The organism is Micromonospora globbae, from assembly GCF_036184225.1.
Lineage (GTDB): Bacteria > Actinomycetota > Actinomycetes > Mycobacteriales > Micromonosporaceae > Micromonospora > Micromonospora globbae.
On the sequence record NZ_CP108084.1, the window covers coordinates 6,275,583 to 6,290,860 of the forward strand.

A 15,278-nucleotide genomic window follows, 5' to 3' on the forward strand; every position below is an offset into this window, starting at 1 on the left:
GCTGGCGCAACAAAGCGACGTGTGAGGGATATATAACGTGCTCGACGTCAACTTTTTCGACGAGTTGCGGATTGGCCTGGCGACCGCCGACGACATCCGTCAATGGTCGCACGGCGAGGTGAAGAAGCCCGAGACGATCAACTACCGCACCCTGAAGCCGGAGAAGGACGGGCTCTTCTGCGAGAAGATCTTCGGGCCCCAGCGCGACTGGGAGTGCTACTGCGGTAAGTACAAGCGCGTCCGGTTCAAGGGCATCATCTGCGAGCGCTGCGGCGTCGAGGTGACCCGGTCCAAGGTCCGCCGCGAGCGGATGGGTCACATCGAGCTGGCCGCTCCGGTGACCCACATCTGGTACTTCAAGGGCGTGCCGAGCCGGCTGGGCTACCTGCTGGACCTCGCCCCCAAGGACCTCGAGAAGATCATCTACTTCGCCTCGTACGTCGTGACGAGCGTGGACGCCGAGGCGCGTCACCGCGACCTCGCGACGATCGAGAACGAGATCCTGGCCGAGAAGCGGCAGGCCGAGAACAGCCGCGACTCGGAGATCGAGAAGCGGGCCGCCAAGCTCGAGGCCGACCTGGCCGAGCTGGAGGCCGAGGGCGCGAAGGCGGACGTCCGGCGCAAGGTCAAGGAGGGCGGAGAGCGCGAGATGCGCCAGATCCGCGACCGGGCCCAGCGCGAGATCGACCGCCTCGACGAGGTGCTGGACACGTTCCGCAAGCTGGAGCCGAAGCAGCTGGTCACCGACGAGCTGCTCTACCGCGAGCTGCGGGACCGGTTCGGCGAGTACTTCACGGGCGGCATGGGCGCCGAGGCGATCAAGGCCCTGGTCCAGAACATGGACCTCGAGGCCGAGGCCGAGAGCCTGCGCGAAACCATCCGTACCGGTAAGGGCCAGCGGAAGATCCGGGCGCTCAAGCGGCTCAAGGTCGTGTCGGCGTTCCTGAACACCCGCAACTCGCCGCTCGGCATGGTGCTGGACTGCGTCCCGGTCATCCCGCCGGACCTGCGTCCGATGGTGCAGCTGGACGGTGGCCGCTTCGCGACCTCCGACCTGAACGACCTGTACCGCCGGGTGATCAACCGGAACAACCGCCTCAAGCGGCTGATCGACCTCGGCGCGCCCGAGATCATCGTCAACAACGAGAAGCGGATGCTGCAGGAGGCCGTCGACGCGCTGTTCGACAACGGCCGCCGCGGCCGGCCGGTCACCGGCCCGGGCAACCGCCCGCTGAAGTCGCTCTCCGACATGCTCAAGGGCAAGCAGGGCCGATTCCGCCAGAACCTGCTGGGCAAGCGCGTCGACTACTCCGGCCGTTCGGTCATCGTGGTCGGCCCGAAGCTCAAGCTGCACCAGTGCGGTCTGCCCAAGCAGATGGCGCTGGAGCTGTTCAAGCCGTTCGTCATGAAGCGGCTGGTGGACCTCAACCACGCGCAGAACATCAAGTCCGCGAAGCGGATGGTCGAGCGGCAGCGGCCGGTCGTGTGGGACGTGCTGGAAGAGGTCATCGGCGAGCACCCGGTGCTGCTGAACCGGGCGCCGACCCTGCACCGGCTGGGCATCCAGGCCTTCGAGCCGCAGCTGGTCGAGGGCAAGGCCATCCAGATCCACCCGCTGGTCTGCACCGCGTTCAACGCCGACTTCGACGGTGACCAGATGGCGGTGCACGTGCCGCTGTCCGCCGAGGCCCAGGCCGAGGCGCGGATCCTGATGCTGTCGTCGAACAACATCCTCAAGCCGGCCGACGGCAAGCCGGTCACCATGCCCACCCAGGACATGGTCATCGGCCTCTACCACCTCACCCACCTCACTCCCGACGAGAAGGGTGCGGGCCGGGCGTTCAGCTCGGACGCCGAGGCGCGGATGGCGTACGACAACGGCGAGCTGCACCTGCAGGCTCCGGTGAAGATCCGGCTGCGGGGTGTCGTCGGGGTCGACAACGGCGCCGGCGCCGAGCCGTGGACCCCGCCGGAGGGCTGGGTCGAGGGCGAGCCGGTGACCGTGGAGACCACGCTGGGCCGGGTCCTGTTCAACGAGACGCTGCCGCCGGGCTACCGCTTCGTGAACTACGAGATCCGCAAGGGCCAGCTCTCCGCGATCGTCAACGACCTCGCCGAGCGCTTCCCGAAGGTGGCTCTCGCGGCCACCCTCGACGGGCTCAAGGAGGCCGGCTTCCACTGGGCCACCTGGTCCGGCGTGACGATCGGCATGGAGGACGTCATCGCGCCGCCGCGCAAGGCGGAGATCCTCGACCGGTACGAGAAGGAAGCCGACAAGATCGACCGGCAGTACCAGCGCGGTCTGATCACCGCCGAGGAGCGCCGCAGCGAGCTGATCTCCATCTGGACCAACGCGACCAACGAGGTCGCCAAGGAGATGGACATCGCTCTGCCGCAGGAGAACCCGCTGTGGAAGATGATCAACTCGGGTGCCCGCGGTAACCTGCTCCAGCTCCGGCAGATCGCGGCGATCCGTGGTCTGGTGGCCAACCCGAAGGGCGAGATCATCCCGCGGCCGATCAAGGCCAGCTACCGGGAGGGTCTGTCCGTGCTGGAGTACTTCATCTCCACGCACGGTGCCCGCAAGGGTCTCGCCGACACCGCGCTGCGGACCGCCGACTCGGGTTACCTGACCCGTCGTCTGGTCGACGTCTCGCAGGACGTCATCATCCGCGAGGAGGACTGCGGCACCGACCGGGCCATCCCGATGCAGGTGGGCGAGCGGATCGACGGCAAGCTGGTCGTGCACGAGCACGCCGAGACCAGCGTGCACGCCCGTACCCTCGCCGACGACATCAAGGGGCCGGACGGCACCGTCATCGCCGAGCGGGGTGCGGACCTCAACTCGATCCTGGTCGACAAGATCGTGGCGGCCGGGGTGGAGACGGTGCGCGTGCGCAGCGTCCTCACCTGCGAGTCGAAGCTGGGCGTCTGCGGTGCGTGCTACGGCCGCTCGCTGCCGACCGGCAAGACGGTGGACGTCGGCGAGGCGGTCGGCATCATCGCCGCCCAGTCGATCGGTGAGCCGGGTACGCAGCTGACGATGCGTACCTTCCACACCGGTGGTGTCGCCGGTGAGGACATCACCCAGGGTCTGCCGCGTGTCCAGGAGATCTTCGAGGCCCGGGTCCCGAAGGGTAAGGCGCCCATCGCCGACACCCCGGGCCGGATCCGGATCGAGGACGGCGAGCGGTCCCGGAAGATCATCGTGATCCCGGACGACGGCAGCGACGAGATCGTGTACGACAAGATCTCGAAGCGGGTCCGGCTGCGGGTCCAGGACGGCCAGCACGTCGAGGTCGGGGAGAAGCTCACCGAGGGCACCATCGACCCGCACGAGCTGCTCCGCATCCTCGGCCCGCGGGCGGTCCAGGTCCACCTGACCCAGGAGGTCCAGGAGGTCTACCGGTCGCAGGGTGTGCTCATCCACGACAAGCACATCGAGATCATCATCCGCCAGATGCTCAAGCGGGTGACGGTCATCGACTCCGGCTCGACCGAGTTCCTGCCGGGTGTGCTGGTCGACCGGGCGCTGTTCGAGTCGGAGAACCGCCGGCTCGTCTCCGAGGGCGGCGAGCCCGCGGCGGGTCGTCCGGTGCTCATGGGCATCACCAAGGCCTCGCTGGCCACCGACTCCTGGCTGTCGGCGGCCTCCTTCCAGGAGACCACCCGGGTGCTGACGGACGCGGCGATCCACGCCCGCAGCGACTCGCTGATCGGCCTCAAGGAGAACGTGATCATCGGTAAGCTCATCCCGGCCGGTACGGGCATCAGCAAGTACCGCAACGTCCGGGTCGAGCCGACCGAGGAGGCGAAGGCCAAGGTCTACTCGATGACCGGCTACCCGGAGACCGACTACGGCTTCGGGCCGGCCAGCGGGCAGGCGGTGCCGCTGGACGACTTCGACTTCGGGTCGTACCGCTAAGCAGCACGAACGACGAGGCCCCCGGCATGCGCCGGGGGCCTCGTCGCGTCCGGATCCTCTGGGAGCAGTGGGCGGGGCATGATGGGTGGCATGACGACCGCGCCAGGGCAGGTGCCCGTCGCCCCGCAGGTGCCGCGCCACCCGCTCGATCCCGAGCCGGTCCGCGCGACGAAGGCCCGTGCCGTCTTCGCCCTGGGTCTGATGGCCGCGGTGACCGGGCTCTTCGTGGGCGGGATCGTGCCGGCAGCCGTGGCGCTGCAGCTGTCGCGGCAGGCGCGCCGGGAGGCGTACGCCTCGGGGGGTTTCCTCACCGGCGCGGCCTGGCTGCGGCGGGGGGAGCGGTTGGCGTGGACCGGCCTGGTGCTGGCCGCCGTCACCCTGGTGACCGTCGTGGTGATCGGGGTCGTCCAGTTGGCCGAGGCGCCGTTCGGGCACGACTACCCGTCGACCGTCGACTGATCCCGCCGGAGGGAGCGGTACGCGCCCGGCGCGGGCGGTGCCACCTCCGGCGGTAGCCTGGCCCTGTCCGTCGCGTCGGTGACGGCCGGAGTCGATGAGGAGGAACCCGTGACGGAACCGGCGCGGCCCCCGTCGGGTGACCACACGGGGCCCTCGGGCACCCCGGACGCGGCTGACGCCGGCGTTTCCGGGCAGGCCGGATCCTCGCCGCACGACCGGCCGGCCGAAGCTCCGCCGCCTCCCGCCGGGCCGGCCTGGCCGTCCGGCGCCACGCCTGCCTCTCCCGCCCCCGGCGATACCGTGCCCGCGTCGGGTGCGACCGGGCCGGTGCCGCCCGCGTCTGGCCCGGCTGGGTCCGTGCCGCCGGCGCCGCCCGGGGCTCCCGGCTGGGGTGCTCCGCCGACGCCGGCCGCGCCGGGCTGGGGCCCGCCGTCGGGCCCCGGCGGTTGGGGTGCTCCCGCTTCCGCCGGTCGGGGGCCGGAAGGGCACGGCTGGGCCTCTCCCGTGCCCGGTAGCCCGGGAGCGGGACCATCCGGCTGGGGCGCTCCCGCACCCGGCGGCCCGGGACCGGTGCCGCCCGGCTGGGGTGCGCCCGCACCCGGCGGTTGGGGGCCGGGAGGCGGGCACGGGTCGCCCGTCCCCGCTCCGGGCCCGTGGGGTGGGCCCGCCTCCGGGCCGGCGCCGGGAGCGCCGAGCTGGGGGGCGCCGCCGGTCACGCACGTGCCGCCGCCCCGGGACGCCCAGCGTCTCGCGCCGGCCCGGGTCGAGCCGGTGGCGGGCACGCCGTTCGGCGTGGTGCACCTCGATGTGCCGCCGGTCACGTCCGGGCTCGCGGTGGGCGCGCTCGTGGCGGGAATCGTGTCGATCCTCGTCTCGGTACTCGTCATCTGCTTCGGCGTGGCCGGGCAGAGCTGGACGGGGGTCTGGGCGGCCGGGGCGTTCACCGTGCTCGGCGTCCTCACCGGCGTCGGCGCGATCGTCTCCGGGCTGCTCGCCCGGCGGCAGATCGCCCGGCCGGTGCCGCCGCCCGGCGTGCGGTTCACCGGTCGGGGGCTCGCGATGGCCGGCGTGAGCTGCGGTGGCGTGGGCCTGGGACTCAGCCTGCTCGGCCTGGCCCTCGCCCTGGTGATCTCACTGAGCTGACGGCCCGCGCGGGCGGGCCGGGCGGGCGTGACCGGACCGGGACGGGCGGGCGCCGGCGGTGCCGGGCGGGCTACGGGGCCGACGGGGCCGTACCCGGTGGAAGCCGGTACACTTGTATTCGTAGGTGCCCATCAGGGGCGCGCAGGCGGGACAGACCCGACGGCCATCCGATCGCCTCGGCGGCGTGGTTCGGCGGACCACTCCGTTTTGACCTGGGCGGCTGTGGTAGGTACCCTTTCCCCTTGTGCCCGGGCCTGCCCGGGCCCCTCGTGCGTGCGCTGGTTCCGGTGGTTCGGAGTCCTGGCGGCAGCACGGCAGAGCCAAAGATCCGGTGCGGGGCGACCTGCGTGCCGGTGACAAACCGGTGCGCGTGCGAGCGTCAGCACCGATAATCCGTGAGCTGGGCGACACGCCCGACCGCGGGTGCCGGGACCCCCGAGAGGTGGCCCTGGTCGGAATGTAGGAGAGCCGATCATCCGGTCGGTTACGGCAGACGGCGCGGCCGCGGCAGCGGCCGAAGGGAGCGGAGAAACCCGGTGCCCACGATCCAGCAGCTGGTCCGAAAGGGCCGCCAGGCGAAGACGAGCAAGACCAAGACCCCGGCGCTGAAGGGATCCCCTCAGCGGCGCGGCGTGTGCACCCGCGTGTACACCACCACCCCGAAGAAGCCGAACTCGGCGCTGCGCAAGGTCGCTCGTGTCAAGCTCAGCAGCCAGATCGAGGTGACCGCCTACATCCCGGGTGTCGGGCACAACCTGCAGGAGCACTCGATCGTGCTCGTCCGCGGCGGCCGTGTGAAGGACCTGCCCGGCGTGCGCTACAAGATCGTCCGCGGTTCGCTGGACACCCAGGGTGTCCGCAACCGCAAGCAGGCGCGCAGCCGCTACGGCGCGAAGAAGGAGAAGAGCTGACATGCCGCGTAAGGGACCCGCTCCGCGGCGGCCGCTGGTCGCTGACCCGGTGTACAACTCGCCGCTGGTCACCCAGTTGGTGAACAAGATCCTGCTGCGCGGCAAGCGGCAGCTCGCCGAGCGCATCGTGTACGCGGCCCTCGAGGGCTGCCGCGAGAAGTCCGGCACCGACCCGGTCGTCACGCTGAAGCGCGCGATGGACAACGTGAAGCCGACGCTCGAGGTCCGCAGCCGCCGCGTCGGTGGTGCCACCTACCAGGTTCCGGTCGAGGTCCGGCCGGCCCGCGCGACCACCCTCGGCCTGCGCTGGCTGGTCACCTACGCTCGCGCCCGCCGCGAGAAGACCATGGTCGAGCGGCTCATGAACGAGCTGCTGGACGCGAGCAACGGCCTCGGTGCCGCCGTCAAGCGGCGCGAGGACACCCACAAGATGGCCGAGTCCAACAAGGCCTTCGCGCACTACCGCTGGTAACACCCTGGTTCCGGCGCCCACGAGGCGCCGGGACCGCAACCAGTTGTGTCGAGACGACGATAAGTAGGGATTGAAGTGGCCGCCGCAGACGCGCTCGCCAACGTACGCAACATCGGCATCATGGCGCACATCGATGCCGGTAAGACCACTACCACCGAGCGGATCCTGTTCTACACCGGCATCACGTACAAGATCGGTGAGGTCCACGAGGGCGCTGCCGTCATGGACTGGATGGAGCAGGAGCAGGAGCGCGGTATCACCATCACTTCCGCCGCCACCAAGTGCGAGTGGAAGGGCCACACGATCCAGATCATCGACACGCCCGGCCACGTCGACTTCACGGTCGAGGTCGAGCGGTCGCTGCGCGTTCTGGACGGTGCGGTCGCGGTCTACGACGGTGTCGCCGGCGTGGAGCCGCAGACGGAGAACGTCTGGCGCCAGGCGGACAAGTACAACGTTCCCCGGATGTGCTTCGTCAACAAGCTCGACCGGACGGGCGCCGACTTCTTCCGCTGCGTGCAGATGATGATCGACCGCCTGAACGCCACCCCGCTGGTGCTCCAGATCCCGATCGGGACCGAGGCCGACCACATCGGTGTCGTCGACCTGATCGGCATGCGCGCCCTCACCTGGCGCGGGGAGACCCAGAAGGGTGAGGACTACGCGATCGAGGAGATCCCGGCCGACCTGGCCGACGCCGCGGCCGAGTGGCGCGAGAAGCTGATGGAGACCCTGGCCGACGTCGACGACGCGGTGATGGAGAAGTACCTGGAGGGCGACGAGATCTCCGTCGAGGAGATCAAGGCCGCCATCCGGCGCGCGACCATCGCCGGCAAGGCCAACCCGGTGCTCTGCGGCTCGGCGTTCAAGAACAAGGGCATCCAGCCGATGCTGGACGCCGTCGTCGACTACCTGCCGTCGCCGCTGGACATCCCGGCGATCGAGGGTACGGCGACCGACGGTGAGACCCCGATGCAGCGGAAGCCGTCCACCTCGGAGCCGTTCTCGGCGCTGGCCTTCAAGATCCAGACGGACAAGCACCTGGGCAAGCTCACCTACGTGCGGGTCTACTCGGGTGTGGTCGAGTCCGGCGCCCAGGTGGTCAACTCCACGAAGGACCGCAAGGAGCGGATCGGCAAGATCTACCAGATGCACGCCAACAAGCGGGAGGAGCGCAGCTCCGCCCGTGCCGGCGACATCATCGCGGTCCAGGGTCTGAAGCAGACCACCACCGGTGACACGCTGTGCGACCCGGCGAACCCGGTCATCCTGGAGTCGATGACCTTCCCGGAGCCGGTCATCGAGGTCGCCATCGAGCCGAAGACCAAGGCCGACCAGGAGAAGCTCAGCACCGCCATCCAGCGGCTGGCCGAGGAGGACCCGACCTTCCGCGTCAAGCTGGACGAGGAGACCGGCCAGACGGTCATCTCCGGCATGGGCGAGCTGCACCTGGACATCCTGGTCGACCGGATGCGCCGCGAGTTCAACGTCGAGGCGAACATCGGTAAGCCGCAGGTGGCGTACCGCGAGACCATCCGCCGCAAGGTCGAGAAGGTCGAGTACACCCACAAGAAGCAGACCGGTGGTTCCGGCCAGTACGCCCGGGTCATCATCAGCCTGGAGCCGCTGCCGCTGGACAACGACTCGCCGACCTACGAGTTCGCGAACGCCGTCACCGGTGGCCGCATCCCCAAGGAGTTCATCCCTTCGGTGGACGCGGGCGCCCAGGACGCCATGCAGTACGGCATCCTCGCCGGCTTCCCGCTGGTGGGTGTCAAGCTGACGCTGGAGGACGGCCAGTACCACGAGGTCGACTCGTCCGAGATGGCATTCAAGATCGCCGGCTCGATGGCGCTGAAGGAGGCGGCCCGGCGGGCCGACCCCGCGCTGCTCGAGCCGATGATGGCCGTTGAGGTCACCACTCCCGAGGAGAACATGGGTGACGTCATCGGCGACCTCAACTCCCGCCGTGGCATCATCCAGGCGATGGAGGAGCGCGGGGGTGCCCGCGTCGTCCGCGCCCTGGTGCCGTTGTCGGAGATGTTCGGCTACGTCGGCGACCTGCGGTCGAAGACCCAGGGCCGGGCTAGCTACAGCATGCAGTTCGACTCCTACGCCGAGGTTCCGGCCAACGTGGCGAAGGAGATCATCGCCAAGGCGACGGGTGAGTGACGCTCACCTGAGCTGACGATCCGTCGGTGGTCGCGGGAGGGTTCTCCCGCCCGCGGCCACCACGGTCGGGCTGCGTGAGACCGGGCCTGTAGGCTTCACCGCCGCAGAACCCACGAAAAGCTCTCCGGTCGGAAGGCCGGAAAGGCTGTCGACAGAGTCCTAAGCGCCGAATGGCGCGCCGGGCGTACGAACCAAACAGTCCACAGGAGGACACCAGTGGCGAAGGCGAAGTTCGAGCGGACTAAGCCGCACGTCAACATCGGCACCATTGGTCACATCGACCACGGTAAGACGACGCTGACGGCGGCCATCACCAAGGTCCTGCACGACCAGTACCCGGACCTGAACCCGTACACGCCGTTCGACGAGATCGACAAGGCGCCGGAGGAGAAGGCCCGCGGCATCACGATCTCGATCGCGCACGTCGAGTACCAGACCGAGGCGCGGCACTACGCGCACGTCGACTGCCCCGGTCACGCCGACTACATCAAGAACATGATCACCGGTGCCGCCCAGATGGACGGCGCGATCCTGGTGGTGGCGGCGACCGACGGCCCGATGCCGCAGACCCGCGAGCACGTGCTGCTGGCCCGCCAGGTCGGCGTGCCGTACATCGTCGTGGCGCTCAACAAGAGCGACATGGTCGACGACGAGGAGCTCCTGGAGCTCGTCGAGCTCGAGGTCCGCGAGCTGCTCTCCTCGCAGGAGTACCCGGGTGACGACCTGCCGGTCGTTCGGGTGTCGGCGCTGAAGGCCCTCGAGGGCGACCCCGAGTGGACCCAGAAGCTGCTGGACCTGATGACCGCGGTCGACACCGCGATCCCGCAGCCGGAGCGCGAGACCGAGAAGCCGTTCCTGATGCCGATCGAGGACGTCTTCACGATCACCGGTCGTGGCACCGTCGTCACCGGTCGCGTCGAGCGCGGCGTCCTCAAGCCGAACGAGGAGGTGGAGATCGTCGGTATCCGCGACAAGTCGCAGAAGACGGTCGTCACCGGTATCGAGATGTTCCGCAAGCTGCTCGACGAGGCCCGCGCGGGTGAGAACGTCGGTCTGCTGCTGCGTGGCATCAAGCGCGAGGACGTCGAGCGCGGCCAAGTCGTCATCAAGCCGGGCACCACGACCCCGCACACGGAGTTCGAGGCGACCGTCTACATCCTCTCCAAGGAGGAGGGCGGCCGGCACACCCCGTTCTTCCAGAACTACCGTCCGCAGTTCTACTTCCGGACCACGGACGTGACCGGTGTCGTCACGCTGCCCGAGGGCACCGAGATGGTCATGCCGGGTGACAACACCACCATGACGGTGAAGCTGATCCAGCCCGTCGCCATGGAGGAGAACCTCAAGTTCGCGATCCGCGAGGGTGGCCGCACCGTCGGCGCCGGGTTCGTCACCAAGATCATCAAGTGAGCTGGGTAACCCCGATTAGACCTGCCGCTGGTCGTGCGGCATACTAGTCAGGTTGCGTAACGGCAGTTCGCCGTCCGTGTTCGGCTGAGCCGAACCGCCGGGCGGCGGGACAGTCGAGCGCGGGGTGGTTGGCGGCCTGCGCCGCCAACCACCCTCGCACGGCGTTCAGGTCGCGACATTCGCGATCGACGCCTTGACCCACCGCGTGGTCGGACCGCTCCGGAGCCCGGGGCGGAGCCTGACCCGAGGGCGCGACACGCCCGACCGCGGGGGTCGGCGAAGTGGGCCTGTGCCAGCCGGCACAGGCGCCCGCAACACAGCGGCATCGAGAGAAGGAACAGAAGCCACCATGGCGGGACAGAAGATCCGCATCCGGCTCAAGGCCTATGACCACGAGGTCGTCGACTCCTCGGCTCGGAAGATCGTCGAGACGGTGACGCGTACCGGGGCGCAGGTCGCGGGCCCGGTGCCGCTGCCCACGGAGATCAACCGTTTCTGCGTCATCCGCTCGCCGCACAAGTACAAGGACTCGCGCGAGCACTTCGAGATGCGTACGCACAAGCGGCTGATCGACATCATCGACCCGACCCCCAAGACGGTCGACTCGCTCATGCGCCTCGACCTGCCGGCTGGCGTCGACATCGAGATCAAGCTGTAGGGACCGGACAAATGGACAGGCAAGTTAAGGGGATCCTGGGCGCAAAGCTCGGCATGACCCAGGTCTGGGACAACAACCGAGTTGTGCCCGTGACCGTGGTGCAGGCCGGCCCGTGCGTCGTCACCCAGGTTCGTGACGCCGACAAGGACGGTTACTCCGCGGTCCAGCTGGCGTACGGCGCGATCGACCCGCGGAAGGTGAAGAAGCCGATCAGCGGGCACTACGCCAAGGCGAACGTGGCGCCGCGCCGGCACATCGTGGAGCTGCGCACCACCGACGCCGCCGACTACTCGCCGGGCCAGGAGGTCACGGTCGAGGAGTTCCCGGCCGGCATGTCGGTCGACGTGACCGGCAAGACCAAGGGCAAGGGCTACGCCGGTCCGATGAAGCGGCATGGCTTCCACGGTCTGCGCGCCAGCCACGGTGTCGAGCGCAAGCACCGCTCGCCCGGCTCGATCGGCGCCTGCGCCACCCCGGGTCGCGTCTTCAAGGGCACCCGGATGGCGGGCCGGATGGGTGGCGTGCGCTACACCGTCCAGAACCTGACCGTCCAGGCGGTCGACACCGAGAACAACCTCCTGCTCGTCCGCGGTGCCATCCCCGGTCCGAAGGGCGCGCTGGTCCTGGTCCGCTCCGCGGCCAAGGCAAAGGCGAAGAAGGGTGGTGCGACCAAGTGACCACCGTTGACGTCCTCAACGGCGAAGGCACCAAGACCGGCTCCGTCGAGCTGCCGGCCGACATCTTCGACGTGCAGGCCAACGTCGCGCTGATGCACCAGGTCGTGGTGGCGCAGCTGGCGGCGGCCCGGCAGGGCACGCACAAGACCAAGACCCGCGGCGAGGTCGCCGGCGGCGGCAAGAAGCCCTACAAGCAGAAGGGCACCGGTCGTGCCCGCCAGGGCTCGATCCGCGCGCCGCAGTTCGCCGGCGGTGGCGTCGTGCACGGTCCCGTTCCGCGCGACTACAGCCAGCGGACCCCGAAGAAGATGAAGGCCGCCGCGCTGCGGGGGGCCCTCTCCGACCGGGCCCGCGCCGGTCAGGTGCACGTGGTCGAGTCGTTCGTCTCCGGCGAGAAGCCGTCGACGAAGGCCGCCCTGGCCACGCTGGCGAAGCTCACCACGGCCCGGCGGGTCCTGGTCGTGCTGAGCAGCACCGACGAGCTGAACTGGGTGTCGCTGCGCAACGAGCCGCGGGTGCACCTGATCGAGGCCGGCCAGCTGAACACGTACGACGTGCTGGTGGCCGACGACGTGGTCTTCACGAAGGACGCCCTGGACGAGTTCCTCGGCGTTCCCGCCGAGACCACCGAGGAGGGTGACAAGTGAGCACGATCGCCGACCCGCGCGACATCATCGTGGCGCCGGTCGTCTCGGAGAAGAGCTACAGCGAGCTGAACCGCAACTGGTACACCTTCCTGGTGCACCCGGACGCGAACAAGACGCAGATCAAGATCGCTATCCAGCAGATCTTCAACGTCCGCGTCCTGACGGTCAACACGCTCAACCGCGAGGGCAAGCGCAAGCGCACCCGCACCGGGTTCGGTAAGCGCAAGGACACCAAGCGGGCGATGGTGAAGCTGGCTGACGGTGACCGTATCGAGGCCTTCGGCGGCCCGGTCAGCTGAGGGGTGTAGACAATGGCTATCCGTAAGTACAAGCCGACGACGCCGGGCCGGCGCGGCTCCAGCGTCGCCGACTTCGCCGAGATCACCCGGTCGACGCCCGAGAAGTCGCTGCTGGCTCCGCTGCCCAAGAAGGGCGGCCGGAACGCCCACGGCCGGATCACCACCCGGCACCACGGTGGCGGCCACAAGCGCCAGTACCGCCTGATCGACTTCAAGCGGGTCGACAAGGACGGCGTGCCGGCGAAGGTCGCCCACATCGAGTACGACCCGAACCGCACCGCGCGCATCGCGCTGCTGCACTACGCCGACGGCGAGAAGCGCTACATCATCGCGCCGAAGGACCTGAAGCAGGGCGACGTCGTCGAGTCGGGTCCGAGCGCCGACATCAAGCCGGGCAACAACCTGCCGCTGCGCAACATCCCGGTCGGCACCACGATCCACAACGTGGAGCTGCGTCCGGGCGGTGGCGCCAAGCTGGCCCGCTCGGCCGGCGTCGGCATCCAGCTGCTCGGTCGTGAGGGCGCGTACGCGACCCTGCGCATGCCGTCCGGCGAGATCCGGCGCGTCGACGTGCGCTGCCGGGCCAGCGTCGGTGAGATCGGCAACGCCGACCAGTCGAACATCAACTGGGGTAAGGCCGGCCGTATGCGGTGGAAGGGCAAGCGCCCGACCGTCCGTGGTGTCGCCATGAACCCGGTCGACCACCCGCACGGTGGTGGTGAGGGTAAGACCTCCGGTGGTCGCCACCCGGTCAACCCGCAGGGTAAGCCCGAGGGCCGTACCCGTCGTAAGGGCCAGCCGAGTGACCGGCTGATCGTCCGTCGCCGCTACGCCACCCGCAAGCGCGGCTAACAGGAGAGCTGACTTATGCCTCGCAGCCTGAAGAAGGGCCCGTTCGTCGACGACCACCTGCTCAAGAAGGTGGAGACGCAGAACGAGAAGGGCACGAAGAACGTCATCAAGACCTGGTCGCGGCGCTCGACGATCATCCCGGAGATGCTCGGGCACACGATCGCCGTGCACGACGGACGCAAGCACGTCCCGGTGTTCGTGACCGAGGCGATGGTCGGGCACAAGCTCGGCGAGTTCGCTTTGACCCGCACGTTCAAGGGTCACGAGAAGGACGACCGGAAGAGCCGTCGGCGCTGACGCCGCGGGCATACGGATAGAGGATCAAGGGGTTACAGCGATGCCAGGAAAGGGCGACGCTCCGGTGCTTCCGGGCGCGCGGGCGGTTGCGCGGTACGTGCGCATCTCGCCGATGAAGGCGCGCCGGGTGGTCAACCTCGTCCGCGGCCTGCCCGCGAAGGAGGCGCTCACGGTGCTGCAGTTCGCGCCGCAGGCTGCGAGCGAGCAGGTGTACAAGGTGCTCGCCAGCGCGATCGCCAACGCGGAGAACAACGAGCGGCTGGACCCCGACGCGCTGCTCGTCAGCGAGGCGTACGTGGACGAGGGCCCGACCATGAAGCGGTTCCAGCCGCGTGCGCAGGGCCGGGCGTACCGGATCCGCAAGCGCACCTGCCACATCACGGTGGCGGTCGAGGCCGTCGCGCCGGCCGCGCCGCGTAAGGCCGCGAAGAAGACGGCTCCGGCGAAGAAGGCCGCGCCGGCCGAGACGCAGAGCAACACGGAGGGCGCGGAGTAATGGGTCAGAAGGTTCACCCGCACGGGTTCCGGCTCGGTATCTCGACCGACTGGAAGTCCCGCTGGTTCGCGGACAAGCTCTACAAGGACTACATCGGCGAGGACGTGAAGATCCGCCGGATGATGTCCAAGGGCCTGGAGCGGGCCGGCATCTCCAAGGTCGACATCGAGCGCACCCGGGACCGGGTCCGCGTCGACATCCACACCGCCCGGCCGGGCATCGTCATCGGCCGTAAGGGCGCGGAGGCCGACCGGATCCGCGGCGAGCTGGAGAAGCTGACCGGCAAGCAGGTGCAGCTCAACATCATCGAGGTGAAGAGCCCCGAGTCGGACGCGCAGCTCGTCGCGCAGGGCGTGGCCGAGCAGCTGTCCAGCCGGGTCAGCTTCCGTCGGGCGATGCGCAAGGCCATGCAGTCGGCCATGAAGAACCCGGTCTGCAAGGGCATCCGGGTCCAGGTCTCGGGCCGTCTCGGCGGCGCCGAGATGAGCCGGACCGAGTTCTACCGCGAGGGCCGGGTTCCGCTGCACACGCTGCGGGCCAACATCGAGTACGGCTTCTTCGAGGCCCGTACCACCTTCGGCCGGATCGGCGTGAAGGTCTGGATCTACAAGGGCGACGCGGTCCCGGGCCGGGAGGCTCCGGCCGAGGCGGGTCCGTCGCGTCCGCGCCGTGACCGTGGCGACCGGCCCGAGCGGCCGCGCCGGGGTCGGTCGGGTTCGTCCGGCACGACCGCCGGCGGTACCGAGGCCGGCCGGGCTGCCGCGACCACGCTCGCGCAGCAGGCCGAGACGCCGAGTGGGGACGCGGTGGATCCCGCCGCCGTCGCCGCCGCGGCAGAAACGCAGCAGGAGGGCTGACAG

General features: G+C 69.3%; 15 protein-coding genes. All 15 read left to right on the forward strand.

What is annotated here, in order from left to right; all coding sequences use genetic code 11:
• Positions 1-37 precede the first annotated feature (37 nt).
• The 15 genes from OG994_RS28740 to rpsC all read left to right on the forward strand — a co-directional run bounded on the left by OG994_RS28740 (position 38) and on the right by rpsC (position 15,275).
• A complete protein-coding gene (locus OG994_RS28740; RefSeq protein ID WP_328851572.1) occupies positions 38-3,925 on the forward strand; it encodes a DNA-directed RNA polymerase subunit beta' in 3,888 nt (1,295 codons plus the stop codon).
• 90 nt (positions 3,926-4,015) lie between these two features.
• A complete protein-coding gene (locus OG994_RS28745; RefSeq protein WP_120330664.1) occupies positions 4,016-4,384 on the forward strand; it encodes a hypothetical protein in 369 nt (122 codons plus the stop codon).
• A gap of 771 nt (positions 4,385-5,155) precedes the next feature.
• The gene (locus OG994_RS28750) at positions 5,156-5,527 is read left to right on the forward strand and encodes a hypothetical protein (protein ID WP_120330663.1); all 372 of its coding nucleotides are present in this window, start codon (positions 5,156-5,158) and stop codon (positions 5,525-5,527) included.
• Between the two features lie 536 nt (positions 5,528-6,063).
• Positions 6,064-6,438 carry a 30S ribosomal protein S12 gene (rpsL, locus tag OG994_RS28755; RefSeq protein ID WP_014440718.1) on the forward strand — a complete coding sequence of 125 codons (375 nt, stop codon included), beginning with the start codon at positions 6,064-6,066 and terminating at the stop codon, positions 6,436-6,438.
• Position 6,439: 1 nt separating this feature from the next.
• Complete coding sequence (rpsG, locus tag OG994_RS28760; protein ID WP_120330662.1) at positions 6,440-6,910, forward strand: 30S ribosomal protein S7; 471 nt, start codon at positions 6,440-6,442, stop codon at positions 6,908-6,910.
• A gap of 75 nt (positions 6,911-6,985) precedes the next feature.
• Positions 6,986-9,082: an elongation factor G gene (fusA, locus tag OG994_RS28765; RefSeq protein WP_120330661.1), complete on the forward strand. Its 2,097-nt coding sequence runs from the start codon at positions 6,986-6,988 to the stop codon at positions 9,080-9,082.
• 216 nt (positions 9,083-9,298) lie between these two features.
• Positions 9,299-10,492, forward strand: a complete 1,194-nt coding sequence (tuf, locus tag OG994_RS28770) for an elongation factor Tu (protein WP_120330660.1) — start codon at positions 9,299-9,301, stop codon at positions 10,490-10,492.
• 349 nt (positions 10,493-10,841) lie between these two features.
• Positions 10,842-11,150 (forward strand): 30S ribosomal protein S10, encoded by a 309-nt coding sequence (gene rpsJ, locus OG994_RS28775; RefSeq protein ID WP_007073037.1) that lies wholly within the window; start codon positions 10,842-10,844, stop codon positions 11,148-11,150.
• Between the two features lie 11 nt (positions 11,151-11,161).
• Positions 11,162-11,827, forward strand: coding sequence for a 50S ribosomal protein L3 (gene rplC / locus OG994_RS28780; protein WP_120330659.1), 666 nt, complete (start codon positions 11,162-11,164; stop codon positions 11,825-11,827).
• A complete protein-coding gene (gene rplD, locus OG994_RS28785) occupies positions 11,824-12,474 on the forward strand; it encodes a 50S ribosomal protein L4 (protein WP_328851573.1) in 651 nt (216 codons plus the stop codon). Before rplC ends, rplD begins: the two co-directional genes overlap by 4 nt.
• Positions 12,471-12,773, forward strand: a complete 303-nt coding sequence (gene rplW / locus OG994_RS28790; protein ID WP_120330657.1) for a 50S ribosomal protein L23 — start codon at positions 12,471-12,473, stop codon at positions 12,771-12,773. Before rplD ends, rplW begins: the two co-directional genes overlap by 4 nt.
• 12 nt (positions 12,774-12,785) lie before the next feature.
• Complete coding sequence (rplB, locus tag OG994_RS28795) at positions 12,786-13,625, forward strand: 50S ribosomal protein L2 (protein WP_120330656.1); 840 nt, start codon at positions 12,786-12,788, stop codon at positions 13,623-13,625.
• A 15-nt stretch (positions 13,626-13,640) separates the two neighbouring features.
• On the forward strand, positions 13,641-13,922 hold the full coding sequence (rpsS, locus tag OG994_RS28800; RefSeq protein ID WP_120330655.1) for a 30S ribosomal protein S19: 282 nt from the start codon (positions 13,641-13,643) through the stop codon (positions 13,920-13,922).
• 40 nt (positions 13,923-13,962) lie between these two features.
• Positions 13,963-14,418, forward strand: a complete 456-nt coding sequence (gene rplV, locus OG994_RS28805) for a 50S ribosomal protein L22 (RefSeq protein WP_120330654.1) — start codon at positions 13,963-13,965, stop codon at positions 14,416-14,418.
• Complete coding sequence (gene rpsC, locus OG994_RS28810; protein ID WP_091594943.1) at positions 14,418-15,275, forward strand: 30S ribosomal protein S3; 858 nt, start codon at positions 14,418-14,420, stop codon at positions 15,273-15,275. Before rplV ends, rpsC begins: the two co-directional genes overlap by 1 nt.
• Positions 15,276-15,278: the final 3 nt, after the last annotated feature.

Excerpts from the sequence above, each read along its gene's own strand:
- OG994_RS28745 (WP_120330664.1), top strand. The coding sequence starts at position 4,016 with ATGACGACCGCGCCAGGGCAGGTGCCCGTCGCCCCGCAGGTGCCGCGC.
- rpsG (WP_120330662.1), top strand. The coding sequence starts at position 6,440 with ATGCCGCGTAAGGGACCCGCTCCGCGGCGGCCGCTGGTCGCTGACCCG.
- rpsJ (WP_007073037.1), top strand. The coding sequence starts at position 10,842 with ATGGCGGGACAGAAGATCCGCATCCGGCTCAAGGCCTATGACCACGAG.
- rplC (WP_120330659.1), top strand. The coding sequence starts at position 11,162 with ATGGACAGGCAAGTTAAGGGGATCCTGGGCGCAAAGCTCGGCATGACC.
- rplB (WP_120330656.1), top strand. The coding sequence starts at position 12,786 with ATGGCTATCCGTAAGTACAAGCCGACGACGCCGGGCCGGCGCGGCTCC.
- rpsS (WP_120330655.1), top strand. The coding sequence starts at position 13,641 with ATGCCTCGCAGCCTGAAGAAGGGCCCGTTCGTCGACGACCACCTGCTC.
- rplV (WP_120330654.1), top strand. The coding sequence starts at position 13,963 with ATGCCAGGAAAGGGCGACGCTCCGGTGCTTCCGGGCGCGCGGGCGGTT.
- rpsC (WP_091594943.1), top strand. The coding sequence starts at position 14,418 with ATGGGTCAGAAGGTTCACCCGCACGGGTTCCGGCTCGGTATCTCGACC.